The sequence below is a fragment of the Listeria sp. SHR_NRA_18 genome (genome assembly GCF_003856515.1).
Taxonomy (GTDB): domain Bacteria; phylum Bacillota; class Bacilli; order Lactobacillales; family Listeriaceae; genus Listeria_A; species Listeria_A newyorkensis.
Genome location: NZ_QPKR01000001.1, coordinates 548,416 through 563,076 on the forward strand (window position 1 = coordinate 548,416; position 14,661 = coordinate 563,076).

A 14,661-nucleotide genomic window follows, 5' to 3' on the forward strand; every position below is an offset into this window, starting at 1 on the left:
CCTAATCCACTCCTTTTTGTATCTCCTCCAACCATTTTTGCTGCTGGTCAGATAAAGTATAACTTTCAAGTAAGTCTGGTCGGCGTTCCCATGTACGGCGCAATGACTCACGTTCCCGCCATTCTTCGATCAATTTATGATTCCCATTCAAAAGTACTTCCGGAACCCCCATATCGCGAAACTGCGCTGGTCGCGTGTAGTGCGGGTGCTCGAGCAGGCCTGTAGAAAAAGAATCCGTCACAGCCGAATCCGCGTTCCCAAGCGCTCCAGGAAGCAGACGAATCACGCTATCCATCATCGCCATTGCCCCAATTTCGCCACCCGTTAAAATATAATCACCAATCGAAACCTCATCCGTGACCAAAAACTCGCGAATCCGCTCATCATAGCCTTCATAATGCCCACAAATAAAAATCAAATGTTCCTCCTGCGCAAATTCCTCCGCCAATTTCTGGTCGAATCGTTTGCCAGCTGGATCCATCAAAATAATCCGTGGCTTCGTATCTGGCGTTCTTTCCCGCAACGCTTCCACTGCTGAGAAAATCGGTTGTGCCTTCAAAAGCATCCCAGCGCCGCCGCCATATGGATAATCATCGACCGTTTGATGCTTTCCTTCTGCATATTCCCGAAAGTCCGTAATAGAAACATCCACGAGTCCTTTTTCAATTGTTTTTTTGATAATCGAATTCCCGGTCATGCCATCAAACATCGTTGGAAAAATCGACAAAACATCCATTTTCATTTAGTCAAACAATCCTTCCATGACAGAAATCGTGATTTTCTTATCCTTGATGTTGACCGATTGCACGACGTCCGCGATATACGGAATCAGCTTGTCTTTCTGGCCCTTCGTCTGCACAACCCAAACGTCATTCGCGCCAGGCGTCAAGATTTCACTAATTGTTCCGAGCAATTCGCCTTCCTCCGTGTACACCTCGCACCCAATAATCTCGTGGAAATAATATTCGTTTTCCTCCAAATCACCAAGCTGCGATTCCGGCACTTTCAGCATCCCTTCCCTCATTCGCTCGACATTATTAATACCAATAATGCCCTCAAACGTCAACAAATCAAAATTCTTATGCTTCCGATGCGTCTTGATAATCAGTTTTTCAGGCTTCTTGCTACCTTTTGCGAATAAAAATAATTCATTTCCTGGGGCAAAGCGCTCATCCGCAAAATCCGTCTGCGAAATAACGCGAACTTCTCCCATTAAACCGTGTGTATTCACTATTTTTCCTACATTAAACATCTGCTCCATGCTTTCACCTCTAGCGTATTTCTATTATAACATCATCTTTCACTACAATCGTTTTCGCAAAAATGGTCTCGTCCCAAGCATCGCCAACTGCAACATCTAGGATTGCTTCCAACTCGCGCTCTTTGATTTCACTTCCAATCGGTAAAATTTCGAGCTGTTCGACTTGGAATTCAATAATTTTTACTTTCTCATGTCGCATTTCAATTTCTTTCTCGAAGTAACTATTCACCGATTCTTGATTGAACTTATTTTTGTGCTCCATCTTTTTTTGTTCAAAATGGAGTTGATCGCTTTCTTTTTGTAACGTTTGCCGTTGTTCTAAGTAGAATTGAAATAATTTCTCCTTACTTTTCTCTGTAAGAATTTGTTTCACAGTGACTTTTTGGATAATTTTCATGAGGCACGCTCCTTATCCGTTTGGGGTGTTTGTTTTATTGTAACATATGAAGAGCTGAGGAAGGCAGTTTCATTATATTCCACTGCAACAAAGCTGGATTAGGGCAATATATCAATCGTGATTCACTTATAAGTCCGATCTCTGCGTCCAGTACCAGCCATTGATGGATTACCTGCTCGCTTCGCTCTCATGCATATTGAGGTTCTAATTCAGCATACTACGCTTCATAAGAACCACAACAAAAACCACCTCACAAATACTGTGGGGCGGTCATTCAATGATCTCGAGACGTACTTTCTTCTCGCTACGGTTGCCTGATGCGTAGACAAGCGTACGAATCGATTTCGCGATCCGTCCTTGCTTGCCTATCACGCGGCCCATATCATCTTTGTTTACTGATAACTTATAAAGAAGGCTTGTAGCGCTCTCTTCTACCGAGACAACAACGTCATCTTGATGATCAACAAGAGGCTTTACGATGGTTAGAATTAAATCCTCCATAGCCATGACCTTTATTACTTACCTAGTTTTGAATTGTGGAATTTTTCCATAATGCCTTCATTTGACAACAAGTTACGAACTGTGTCAGATGGTTTCGCACCGTTATGCAACCATTTTAAAACTGCTTCTTCATCGATTTTCACTTCTGCTGGGTTCAATAGTGGATTGTATGTACCCACTGTTTCGATTGAACGGCCATCACGTGGAGAACGAGAATCTGCAACTTGAATACGGTAGAAAGGTTTCTTGTTAGAACCCATACGTTTTAAACGAATTTTAACTGCCATTTATATATACACCTCCATAAAGTCTTACACAAGTATATATATTACCAGTAAAGGATTTGTTTGTAAAGTGTTTTTTCTTTACAGCTTCATTTTTTCTTTCTTTTTATCTGGCAAATCCGCTGTGATTCGGTGTAAATAGCGACAGTAGCCGGAAATATTATGTTCGACATCATCAATGCGAACGCGGAACGAATGGTGGCGAATGAAGAAACTGTGCCGAATACGTGCTGGATTTTTGTAATACATCGCCAGTTCTGGATAGAAAAAACCATTCAGTTGATAGTCCGCGCGTTTTTCGATGGTGCGCTCTAATTTTTCACGATGAAAACCTTCTAGCAAATACGCTTTGTTTTCCGCTTCAATCCGTTCGCACATATCATGCGTTGCCACAGTCAACTCTAAAAATGTCGGGAATGTCGTTTCGCGGTCATGAATAAAATCCAGACGTCCGAAAGCATTTTTTAGACCAAATTCAAAATAGCGATCTTCCGGCAAGTATTTCGTTATTTCATTCGTACAATAGCTGAGCCAGTGATCATGATTTTTCCAGTACTCGTTTTTAATAAAATGATCAAACGCTTTCGTTGCAACGTCCAGCCAACGTGAATCGCGATCGAGTTCATATAACCGCAGCAAGCCTAAAACCGCTTCTCCATCGTAATAGATAATCCGGAAAGCGTCTTTTACTGCAAGCGTTGGGTATTCAAGAACATGAATAAACCGGCCATCCTCCTGCTGCTGGTCACAAATCGCATGCGCCAGCTTTTGAGAAAGCGCTAAATAGTCGTTATTTTTAGTCACCTGCATATATTTTGAAAAAGCCAAAATCGCCGCTGCATTCGCGCCGAGCTTAACCTCATTGTTATCGCGCTCAATGACATACGCACGGTTTTCCTGCTCCCGAATCAGATCAATCGCCAGAAAACGCAATGCTTTTTCGGCAGCTCGCAAAATTTTCAGATCGCCAGACACTTCATACGATTCCAGCATCGAATACGTGGAACTCGCATGACGCAGACTATTGTAATGTTTTATTTTCTTATCAAAACAAGAGAAGTAACCATAGATAAATTCACCATCCGCACCAACCTGATCTGCCAAATACGCACCAGATTGCTGGATAAGCTCCTCCACTTCTGAAGGCTCCAATTGCGAAATAATGCGTCGCCCATGATTTAACTCCCCACGGTAAAGCGGCCAGACAACATCTCCATCGAAGTAAAACCCAATCGTATCAAAAACAATCACTTCGGAATTCGCCTCGATTTCTAATTTGCCATGTTCCTTATGCGACTGTATCAAATACCGATTCAAGTTCTCCACATTTAGCGCCAAACCATCTTCTTTTGGCTGTATCATTGCATTTCCGTTGACCTCTTGCTCCAACAAAGCCGTACGGAATCCCTTATCAAACGAAACACCGAGACGGCAATAATTCTTCTTCGTATGTAGCGCCATATCGTTCCATTCCGAAAAAAGCATCACCTCGAACTGGTAAGCCACGTCAATTTTAAAATTAGCAGTGTGTTTATTCGTTTCTTTTTTTATTTGCTTAAAAATATAATCGAGTGACGCGTTGCTGTAATTGATAACCGTCGCGCGTTTTGTAAAATGTTCCAGTGATAGGAAGACTTTCCAATTTCCGAGCCAACTCATATTTCCAACTTGTTTTGCCTCATTTTCAATCGCTTTTTTAATTTCCAAAACAGCATCTATACTTTGCATAACCGCCCACTCCTTATTTAGCCTCCCTATTTCCGAAAAATAAGGAGGCCTATTATTGTTACCTGACGTGAAAAACTCGAATTATTCTTGTGGTTTTTTTCTAAACAATCTTAGTAAGAATCCACCAGCCAAAGCGAGCAATCCAGCGCCGAACCATTGCGCAGTAGTGGAATCCTCATCACCAGTAGACGGTAACGATGAGCCGTCAGAGCCAGACATGGAAGTATCTGCACTTATCATACTCGTCGTTCCAGTACCTGTAGTCCCTGTACTAATAGGCACGATCACCGAACCAGTACCGCCCGTACCACCAGTTCCACCTGTGCCGCCAGTTCCTGTATTAATTGGCGTATTAGGATCTGTATCACCATCGGCATCCGCATCGGCGTCAGCATCTGTATCATCGACTAAAGGAAGTACCTCTGTTGAGGCAATGGCGCTAGTTTTAGTAGCTTCTCCTCTAGTTGCAGTTAGATAGGCCGTAATAATATCACCAGCATCCAACTCATGACCAGAGACATTGACAACATAATCCCCATCATCATCTAACGTTACATCACCAATAATAGTACCATCTGGAAGTTGTAGCGTTAACTCCAAATCCGTTCCTTCTGGAAGTTCTGGAGCTAAAGCCTGAGCTCGTTGAATCAAACTATTGATAGGACTAGGCGCATCATCATAGAGCCCATCACCACGGATAAACGTATCACCTTCATGAACAGGATTGATGAGCGGTCTATCGACAATATAGCTCATCCAATCAATGTCCCCGTCGGAATCTGCATCAGCATCGGCATCAGCGTCGGCATCCGCATCTGCATCAGCATCGGCATCAGCGTCGGCATCCGCATCTGCATCAGCATCGGCATCAGCGTCGGCATCAGCGTCAGCATCCGCATCGGCGTCGGCATCCGCGTCGGCATCGGCATCAGCATCGGCATCAGCATCCGCATCAGCATCCGCGTCAGCATCCGCATCGGCATCGGCGTCAGCATCCGCATCCGCATCTGCATCCGCATCGGCATCCGCATCTGCATCGGCGTCAGCGTCGGCGTCAGCATCAGCATCAGCGTCAGCATCCGCATCCGCATCAGCATCAGCATCCGCATCCGCGTCAGCATCGGCATCCGCATCGGCGTCAGCATCGGCGTCGGCGTCAGCATCGGCATCCGCGTCAGCATCGGCATCCGCGTCGGCATCAGCATCGGCATCAGCATCGGCATCGGCATCGGCATCAGCATCGGCATCGGCGTCAGCATCCGCATCCGCGTCAGCGTCAGCATCGGCATCGGCATCGGCATCGGCATCGGCGTCAGCATCGGCATCCGCATCAGCGTCAGCATCGGCGTCAGCATCGGCATCGGCATCGGCATCGGCATCGGCATCGGCGTCAGCATCGGCATCGGCATCGGCGTCAGCATCCGCATCGGCGTCAGCATCCGCATCGGCGTCAGCATCCGCATCCGCGTCAGCGTCAGCATCCGCATCGGCGTCAGCGTCGGCGTCGGCATCCGCATCGGCATCCGCATCAGCGTCGGCATCATCCAACGAAACAATAAACGCCGAAGCCGAATTAGTCCCCAACAAATCAATATCCAATAATCCATCTCCAACACGCGCAAAGAAATCCAAGTCATTATCGCCCAGACCTGCTGGTAAAGCAAGCGTCCCAATCGCTGCCAAATCAATTGTCAGCGTAAACACCGATTGCCCACCAACCGAAAGACGTAATCCATTAGATATATCTGCACCAACCGTCCCACCTGTTGGATTCAGTTTTAAAGCACTTCCCGTAACCGTTCCCGTATTATGCTTCGTTGAAAACCCCTGTAAATATGGGATATCATAATCAATTCTTGTATTAGCACGTATAGAAGGATGTGACAAAAGAGGTTTCAATTCATCAGCCAATTTAAAATATGGATGATAATGTTTCCCAATCGCAATATTCACTAATTGATTCCCAGTTATCGTCAAAATCAGCTTACCACCTGAGTAACTCGCATTCAGATTAGCTGAATTCAACAAACTAACCGATGCCGCATCTACCGAAACACCATTTAGCTCTAATCCCCGATCTAGAGCACTATAGTTAATCGATACCGGTGCAGCAACAATAGTTGCCGCTGTAAAAAGAGTCGCTAAAACTTTCGCCTTTTGATTATGCTTACTGTTCATTCTGCGCTTATAATCCACCTGTTGTTTCCCCATCATTATTTCCCCCTCAAGCTTCGGCCTAAACCGAGCTGAAATTAATACAACAAGTTCCATTACTGCCCAACGTCTAAGCTAACCACACAACCTTCTAATTCGAAATATCAACAAAAACTGATTTCTCATCACCTACTTTCTCAAAAAACTGAAAAATAAACATCTTCCAGATTTAGGGATTCATAAAGGTCGAAACTAAATGTTTGTAACAAATGTAATAATAACGTAATAAGTCTCAACCTAACCTCGTATGTAAGACCTTCGACGCATGAAACTACTATACCCAATAAAAAAATATATTATACAAAAAAAGCGAAAGTAACTACATTTGAATATAATACAACGAATAATTCCTAAAATTAGGTTATTATACCTCTTTCTGCATACCGTTAAGAAAAAAATAAAATATTTCTAAATAAAATTATTTTTTCTAATTATTATTACTACTTACCCCAATGACTTTCTTGTTTCTTTATTAACAAACCTATTTTCCGTAAAAAAGGACTATCGAACTGAATGGGATTTATTCACAAAGAAATCCACAAAAAAACACAGCTTTTTCGCTATGTTTTTTTGTAGATATTTTTTAAAACGGCATTTTAAAATTACCTAATCCGCCACGTTTTTTCTTACCTTTTCCACTTCCGCCCATACCAGACATCTGTTTCATCATTTTTTTCATTTCATTAAACTGTTTCAAAAGTCGATTGACCTCTTGAATCGGTCGTCCAGAACCACGTGCAATACGCTTCCGACGATTCGCATTAATGATATCTGGATGGTCTTTTTCCGCTTTTGTCATCGACTTAATGATTGCCTCAATATGCGTCAACTGCTTCTCATCGACGTTCATATTATCGAGACCTTTCATTTTATTTGCACCCGGCATCATTTTTAGAAGCTCATCAAGCGGCCCCATTTGGCGTACTTGTTGCAACTGCTCCAAGAAATCATCCAGCGTCATCGACATATCTTTTACTTTCTGCTCAAGCTCGCGCGCCTTGTCCTCATCGACAGAAACCTGCGCCTTCTCAATCAGCGAAAGCACATCGCCCATGCCAAGAATACGCGACGCCATCCGGTCTGGGTGGAAACTTTCGAGTGCTTCCATCTTCTCGCCCATACCAACAAATTTGATCGGTTTCTGCGTTACGGAACGGATGGAAAGCGCCGCACCACCACGTGTATCCCCATCAAGTTTCGTTAATACAACACCGGTAATATCTAATTGCGCATTAAAGCTTTCCGCTACATTGACCGCGTCTTGCCCCGTCATCGAATCGACAACGAGTAGAATTTCAGATGGATTCGCGATTTCCTTCACCGCTACCAACTCATCCATTAATTCCGTATCGATATGCAGACGACCCGCCGTATCAATCAAAACATAATCCAGATGCTCCTCTTTCGCCTTCGCAATCGCTTGTTTTGCAATCTCGACAGGACTGACTTGATCTCCTAAAGAAAAGACAGGCATATCCAATTGGTTGCCCAGCGTTTCCAATTGTTTAATCGCTGCTGGACGATAAATATCAGCCGCAACAAGAAGTGGTTTACGATTATATTTTTTGCGTAGTAAGTTCGCCAATTTTCCGGTAGTTGTTGTTTTACCCGCCCCTTGAAGCCCCACCATCATCACAACAGTCGGTGGCTTATCGGCAACTGCGATCTTACTTTCCTCGCCGCCCATCAATGCTGTTAGTTCTTCTTGTACAATTTTGATGACTTGCTGACCTGGCGTTAGGCTCTTCATGACCTCACTGCCGACAGCACGTTCACTCACCGTTTTGATAAATTGTTTCACGACTTTAAAGTTAACATCCGCTTCCAGTAAAGCAAGTCGGACTTCACGCATCATTTCTTTTACGTCCGCCTCATTCACTTTCCCTTTTCCGCGGATTTTGTTCATCGTTTCTTGTAATCGGCCGGCTAATCCTTCAAATGCCATGTGCGCCGCCTCCTAATCCATATTTTTAAGTTGTTGAAGCAGACCAGCCACTTCATTGTCTAACACTTGTTCTTCCTGTAATCGCCGTTCCAGACGTTCAATTAATTGCTCACGCTCCTGATATTTCTTTAAAACGCCGAGCTTTTCTTCATAGTTCTCGAGCACTGCCTCGGTCCGCTTAATATTATCATACACCGCCTGCCGACTCACTTCATACTCCTCAGCAATCTCACCAAGCGACAAATCTTCCAAATAATAAAGCGAAACATAGGACCGCTGCTTCTCTGTTAAAAGCGAATCATAGATATCAATCAAAAAATTCATTCGCGTCGTTTTCTCAAACATATCCGCATCGTTCCTTCCCTAGCTAAAACCCGCTTATACTATATAAGAATACGTGGAAAAATGGGGGATGTCAAGCATTGAAAGGCTGAAACGGCTCGTTCAACTCCGAAAAAAACTGGAGCGGCCGCAATAAAAAACCGTACTTGTTTTTTATGGAGGGCGTGAAGTTTTCGAGGAGTTAGCCGTTGAAGCTAGATCGGAGGCACAAGCCATGACGAGTGCAAGGAACGAATGCTCACTCTGTTCGCACTCGTATTGAGGCTCTAAATCAGCGAGTAATGCCTCATAAGAGCCACAACATAGGGGCCCGCAGTGAAAATCCTCTTTTGATTTTTGCGGAGGCCACGAAATTTCCGAGAGGCTGGCTCTTGAAGCTAGCCCGACCATGAAGCAACCGCCAAACGAACGCAGAACATGATTTCCGCTACACTAGGAATAGTATTTGCTCTTTATGGAGACCGCCCCAGTTTTCGAGGAGATAGCTAAAAGGAGGGCAGTTTCATTACATTCTACTGCATATTGAGGTTCTAACAAAGCAAACGACGCTTTTCAAGAGCCACAACAAAGCTAAATCGGAGGCGTAAAATATGACGCTAGGCATGATTAGATGCTTTAAAATATGGCGTTTCAATATTTGAGTTGTGATGGTTTAGGGCTTGGCGGATAAGAGCCACCGATGGATTACCTGCTCACTGCGTTCTCATGCATATTGAGGCTCTAAATCGGCGAGTGATGCCTCATAAGAGCCACAACAAAGTTAGCCCGAGCGTGAAGAAACCTCCAACACCAAACATCTGTGCTATAATAAAACCTATCAACGCGAAAGGAGCGATGCATAACATGAGAAAAGTAGTTTTTTACGGCGCCGTTACGCTAGACGGATACCTTGCCGACCAAGACAATAGCTTAACCTGGCTATTCGAAACAGACACAGGCGAGGGAACAACCTATGAAAAATTCATCCAAAATATTGATGCTGTCGTCATGGGCCGCGTCACATATGAGGAAGTTCTAAAGCTGCAACAAGACGAACCATTTTATCCAAATCAAGAGGTGTATGTTTTCACGCGAGACACAACGAAATCATTTGAAGACACACATACGATTCACGAAAACCCTGTTTCTTTTATCAACAAATTAAAAGAACAAGATGGAAAGCCCATTTGGATTGTAGGTGGCGGCAACTTATTAAAACCACTTCTGGAAGCCAATATGATTGATGAGTGGTGGATTCAGATTACACCGATCCTGCTTGGTAAAGGAAAGCGTTTATTCGAAGATGGCGACTATTTAGAACGCCTAGAGTTAGTTGATACCACTACTTTTGGACAATTTGTCGAACTACATTACCAAAAAATCGAGGAATAGCGAAGAACCCGTTCACCAGAAAAATGATTCTGATGGATGGGTTCTTTTCATTATTCTTTCGCGCCGTCAATCACGTCTGCGAATAGTCCGTAAACATATTCATTCGCATCGAAGGCTTGAAGATCATCCATTTTTTCGCCTAAACCAACGAATTTCACCGGGATGTGTAGCTCATTACGAATCGCAATCACGATACCACCTTTTGCTGTGCCATCTAATTTCGTTAGCACAATCCCGCTTACATCCGTTGCTTCTTTGAACTGCTTCGCTTGCACAAAAGCATTCTGTCCCGTTGTCGCATCTAAGACAAGCAACACTTCATGTGGCGCATTTGGCACCTCACGCGTGATGACACGTTTCACCTTTTCCAGCTCATTCATTAAGTTTACTTTGTTTTGCAGGCGTCCAGCCGTATCACAGAGCAAAATGTCTACGTTACGCGCTTTGGCCGCTTGTACCGCGTCAAACATCACAGCAGCAGGATCACTGCCCTCCGCTTGCTTGATAACGTCCACGCCGACGCGCTCTCCCCAGACATCTAGCTGATCAATTGCCCCAGCACGGAACGTATCGCCAGCCGCCAGAAGTACGCTCTTGCCTTGTGCTTTCAAATGATGTGCCAGTTTTCCGATTGTTGTCGTTTTACCGACACCGTTCACGCCGACAAACAGAATCACAGTCAAGCCTTCTGATTGGATATTTAGCTCTGGCAACTCTTCCTCTTCGCCGTGATAAATCGCGACCAGTTTTTCCACAATAACTTCCTGAACCTCTTTTGGATCTTGAATATTGCGCAACTTCACCTCTTCGCGCAACTGCTCGACAAGCTCCATCACCGTTTCAAATCCAACATCCGCCTGAATCAGAATTTCCTCCAACTCTTCAAAAAATTCCTCGTCCACTTTACGATAACGCGCCACAAGTTCATTCATTTTGCCTGAAAAATTGTCACGTGTTTTCGTTAAACCTTCTTTAAATTTTTCCGTTACAGAATCGGTTTGTTGCGTTAATTTATCTTTTATTTTCTTGAAAAATGTCATCGGGTTTGCAACTCCTCTATTTGATTAGTTCTGCGGTTTCTTCTAAGCGTACCGAAACGAGCTTCGAAACACCGGATTCCTGCATTGTTACACCGTACAACACGTCCGCTTCCTCCATCGTGCCTTTGCGGTGGGTAATGACGATAAACTGAATATTCGTCTCAAATTTCTTCAAATAACGACTGAAACGCGTCACATTTGCCTCATCCAGCGCCGCCTCCACCTCATCCAAAATACAGAATGGCATCGGTCGCACGCGAATAATGGCAAATAATAAAGCAATCGCAGTTAGCGCACGCTCTCCACCCGAAAGTAGACTCAGATTTTGCAACTTCTTGCCTGGTGGTTGCGCTTCGATATCAACGCCTGTCGTTAAGACCTCATCCGGATTTTGCAAAATAAGTCTTGCCTGTCCACCACCAAAAAGCTCGGGGAAAACAATCGCAAATTCAGCTTGAATCGCGGTGAAAGACGCTTCAAATCGTTTCTTCATCTCTTCGTCCATCTCGTCCATCACTTGGAATAACGTGGATTTAGCTTCGAGTAAATCAGCCTGTTGCCCATTTAGGAAATCAAAACGTTCTTTAATCCGCTCAAATTCATCGATGGCGCCAATATTGACCACGCCAAGCTCATCAATCGAGCGTTTTAATAGACGGACTTTGGATCGTGCGTTATCGATATCCATATCTTCCACCATGCGTTCTTTAGCCGCCTCAAACGTGAGCACATAAGCTTCTGATAGGCGCTCTAAACGATTGTCTACATCTGCGTCTAAACGGCTTAGGCTGACCTCTGCGGTTGTTTTTTGCTCCATGTAGAAACTTGCCTGATTATGTTTTTGCTGTAACGCTTCTTCTTGAACTGCCAAGCTCTCTTGTAATGCCGTCCGTTTTTCGCGTAATTGGTCGCGTTTCGTCGCGGCCTGTTCTTTCTCGATACGCGCATTATCAATGATTTCTGCTAGCTCTTCTGTACTCGTATGCACCGTTTCCAGATTCGATTGGAGCATCGCCAGCTTCGACGTGATCGCTTCTTTTTGGTTATAGTAATCAGCCATATCGGTTTCCAGCGTCAACAGAGCTTGTTCCGCCGTCTGAAGCTGTTCACGACTGACTGCCACACGGGATTTCAGCGTAGAATAGCTCTCCTGATCGCTCGCACGATTATGTTCTTGTTCTTTACTTTGCTTCGTCATCCGCTGAATCTCTTCGTCTTTATCGATAATTTCCAGCGCCAGCACCGTCAACTCTTGTTGCAATTTCTCTTTCCGTTCGGTCAATTGTTGATGCTCTGATGTGCCTTCTTCTTTCTCCATATCGTAAATTTGAAGCTGTTTGTTCGCGACGGCTAAGCGTTCTTCCGCGCGTTCTTTTTTACCGAGCAATTCCGTTTCCTGTAAACGCAACGATTCGCCGATAGATCTAGCTTCTTCCAACTGCTCTCGTTTTCCTTTTACTTCTTCTTTCAATGCCGCAAATTGTTTCTCCGTTTTCGCAACAGATACCGTCATTTGTGCAATCGTTTTACTCAAGTTTTCCAATTCATGTTTTCGCGTCATGATCGATGACTTGCCTTGCGCTGTTGCTCCACCGGTCATGGAACCGCCAGCATTCACGACATCGCCTTCCAACGTCACGACACGATAGCGGAAGTTTACCAATTTGGCGAGTACGTTCGCGCCTTTTAAATCCTTCGCCAAAATGGTGGTACCAAGCGCGTTCAAAATCACGTTTTCCACTTGGGCATCGTACGTCAACACATCACTTGCCAATGCGACAAACGCTGGTTGTTGCTCTAAACTGTGCTTTGTTGCCATTGGAATTTGGCGTGGTTGAATCGTTGTCAGCGGTAAGAACGTCGCCCGTCCAGCCCGCGTTTGTTTCAAATAGCTAATCGCTTCACGTGCCGCTTGATCATCACGCACAATGATATGTTGGGCGTTCGCACCAAGCGCAATCTCAAGCGCCTTCTGGTAATGCTCCGGAATCTCGACCAATTCCACAAACGCGCCCATAATCCCGTTCAACTTCTTCTTCGCCTTCAAAACTTCACGAACACCTTGGAAAAATCCAGCGTAATCATCCGCAAGCTCCGCCAATGTTTCCTGACGCGATTTCGCTTGTTGAATCGTTTCATATTGCCGATACATATCACGCTCTTGCTTCGTGAACACCGCTTCCTGCTTCGCCAATTCCTGCTGAATCTCCTGATAATGCGTCATCTGATCCGCCAGTTTAGTCCGCATTTCGTCCACATGCTTCTTCAAAATTTCGACATTCGCAATAATTTCGTTCCGTTCTGTAATATGTTGCTGATTCTCATGATCCAGTTTCTCCGAACGACCTTGCATCTGCGACAACTGACGCTCCAAATAACCAATATCATTTTTCATCGTTGTTTGCGTGTGGCGTAACTCGATATAATCGCTTTTCATGTTCTCGATTTTTTCTTCCGACAAGTTGCTATACTCCGCCAATTTGGCCTCCAGCACTTTCTTTTCTTTCAGGAAAACTTCGAGCGCGGTTTCTTTTTCTAGCTTATCTTGCAAAAGCACTTGTTTCTGCGCTTCAAACGTCTTGATTTTCGCTTCGAGTTGCTGCAGGTTTTCATGCATCGCCTGCTCGTTCTCATTGCTATGTTTCTTCCGCTCTAGCGCCACGTTTCGCTTCCCTTCCAGTTGTTCCAAGCGTTCCGTCACAACGAGAAGTTCCGCTTGCGTCGCGTCCATTTGCGCATCCATATCCGCGAGCATCTGCTTCTGCGCGAAAATCTGCGCTTCTTCCTGCTTAATTTCCGCTTGCATCGCCGTCAAAATCTCGCCATTCTTCGCAAATTCTGCTTTTTGGACCGCGATTTTTTCCGTGAAAGCTTCAATTTCAGCCACGAGTAGCGTCACTTCGTATTTCTCCAACTCTTCCTGCTGGAATAAATAGTCCTTCGCCACGCTCGCCTGCATCTCAAGCGGCTCCAATTGCCCTTCCAGCTCATATAAAATATCCTGCACCCGGTTCAAGTTCTCTTCCGTTTCAAAAAGCTTGTTTTCCGCTTGTTTCTTCCGATGCTTGTACTTCAAAACGCCCGCCGCTTCTTCAAAAATCGACCGCCGTTCCTCTGGCTTGCTATTTAAAATCTCATCAATTTTCCCTTGACTAATAATCGAAAACGACTCGCGTCCAAGGCCTGAATCCATAAACAAATCCACGATATCTTTCAGACGACATGACTGCTTATTAATCAAATAATCGCTATCTCCATTACGGAAAATACGTCTCGTCACCGAAACCTCACTATAATCAAGCGGTAAAAAACGATCTTCGTTCTCAAAAACAAGCGAAACCTCCGCAAAATTAATCGGTTTTCGCGAATCACTTCCAGCAAAAATAACGTCACCCATCCGGCCACCGCGAAGGCTTTTGGCAGATTGCTCCCCAAGTACCCAGCGAATCGCCTCGGTAATATTACTTTTTCCACTTCCATTTGGGCCTACTATCGCTGTAGTGCCCGGCACAAAATCAATTACCATTTTATCAGCAAATGACTTGAAACCATTCATTTCTAATCGCTTTAATAACATG

The 14,661-nt window shown here is 44.6% G+C and carries 12 protein-coding genes; 1 reads left to right on the forward strand and 11 read right to left on the reverse strand.

Going from position 1 to position 14,661, the window contains the following annotated elements; all coding sequences use genetic code 11:
• Position 1: 1 nt before the first annotated feature.
• The 9 genes from trmD to DUK53_RS02805 form a co-directional block, all read right to left on the reverse strand.
• Entirely contained in the window at positions 2-742 is a 741-nt protein-coding gene (gene trmD, locus DUK53_RS02765; RefSeq protein ID WP_036093315.1) for a tRNA (guanosine(37)-N1)-methyltransferase TrmD, read from the reverse strand.
• Positions 743-1,261, reverse strand: a complete 519-nt coding sequence (rimM, locus tag DUK53_RS02770; RefSeq protein ID WP_036093316.1) for a ribosome maturation factor RimM — start codon at positions 1,259-1,261, stop codon at positions 743-745.
• Positions 1,262-1,271: 10 nt separating this feature from the next.
• Positions 1,272-1,658: a YlqD family protein gene (locus DUK53_RS02775; protein WP_036093317.1), complete on the reverse strand. Its 387-nt coding sequence runs from the start codon at positions 1,656-1,658 to the stop codon at positions 1,272-1,274.
• Between the two features lie 270 nt (positions 1,659-1,928).
• Positions 1,929-2,159, reverse strand: a complete 231-nt coding sequence (locus DUK53_RS02780) for a KH domain-containing protein (protein ID WP_036072758.1) — start codon at positions 2,157-2,159, stop codon at positions 1,929-1,931.
• A 14-nt stretch (positions 2,160-2,173) separates the two neighbouring features.
• The gene (gene rpsP / locus DUK53_RS02785) at positions 2,174-2,446 is read right to left on the reverse strand and encodes a 30S ribosomal protein S16 (protein ID WP_036093318.1); all 273 of its coding nucleotides are present in this window, start codon (positions 2,444-2,446) and stop codon (positions 2,174-2,176) included.
• A gap of 78 nt (positions 2,447-2,524) precedes the next feature.
• Positions 2,525-4,171, reverse strand: coding sequence for a poly(glycerol-phosphate) alpha-glucosyltransferase (locus DUK53_RS02790; RefSeq protein WP_036093319.1), 1,647 nt, complete (start codon positions 4,169-4,171; stop codon positions 2,525-2,527).
• A gap of 81 nt (positions 4,172-4,252) precedes the next feature.
• A complete protein-coding gene (locus DUK53_RS02795) occupies positions 4,253-6,385 on the reverse strand; it encodes an Lmo1799 family Asp-Ala repeat surface protein (protein WP_124892552.1) in 2,133 nt (710 codons plus the stop codon).
• A gap of 583 nt (positions 6,386-6,968) precedes the next feature.
• Positions 6,969-8,330, reverse strand: coding sequence for a signal recognition particle protein (ffh, locus tag DUK53_RS02800; RefSeq protein WP_036093325.1), 1,362 nt, complete (start codon positions 8,328-8,330; stop codon positions 6,969-6,971).
• Positions 8,331-8,342: 12 nt separating this feature from the next.
• Positions 8,343-8,675 carry a putative DNA-binding protein gene (locus tag DUK53_RS02805; protein WP_036093327.1) on the reverse strand — a complete coding sequence of 111 codons (333 nt, stop codon included), beginning with the start codon at positions 8,673-8,675 and terminating at the stop codon, positions 8,343-8,345.
• 840 nt (positions 8,676-9,515) lie between these two features.
• On the opposite strand from DUK53_RS02805, the gene DUK53_RS02810 reads away from it, so the two are divergent.
• A complete protein-coding gene (locus DUK53_RS02810) occupies positions 9,516-10,043 on the forward strand; it encodes a dihydrofolate reductase family protein (protein ID WP_036093331.1) in 528 nt (175 codons plus the stop codon).
• Between the two features lie 50 nt (positions 10,044-10,093).
• On the opposite strand, the gene ftsY is transcribed toward DUK53_RS02810, so the two are convergent.
• Both ftsY and smc read right to left on the reverse strand, forming a co-directional pair.
• A complete protein-coding gene (ftsY, locus tag DUK53_RS02815; RefSeq protein ID WP_036093333.1) occupies positions 10,094-11,083 on the reverse strand; it encodes a signal recognition particle-docking protein FtsY in 990 nt (329 codons plus the stop codon).
• 16 nt (positions 11,084-11,099) lie between these two features.
• Positions 11,100-14,660, reverse strand: a complete 3,561-nt coding sequence (gene smc / locus DUK53_RS02820; protein WP_036093334.1) for a chromosome segregation protein SMC — start codon at positions 14,658-14,660, stop codon at positions 11,100-11,102.
• Position 14,661 lies beyond the last annotated feature (1 nt).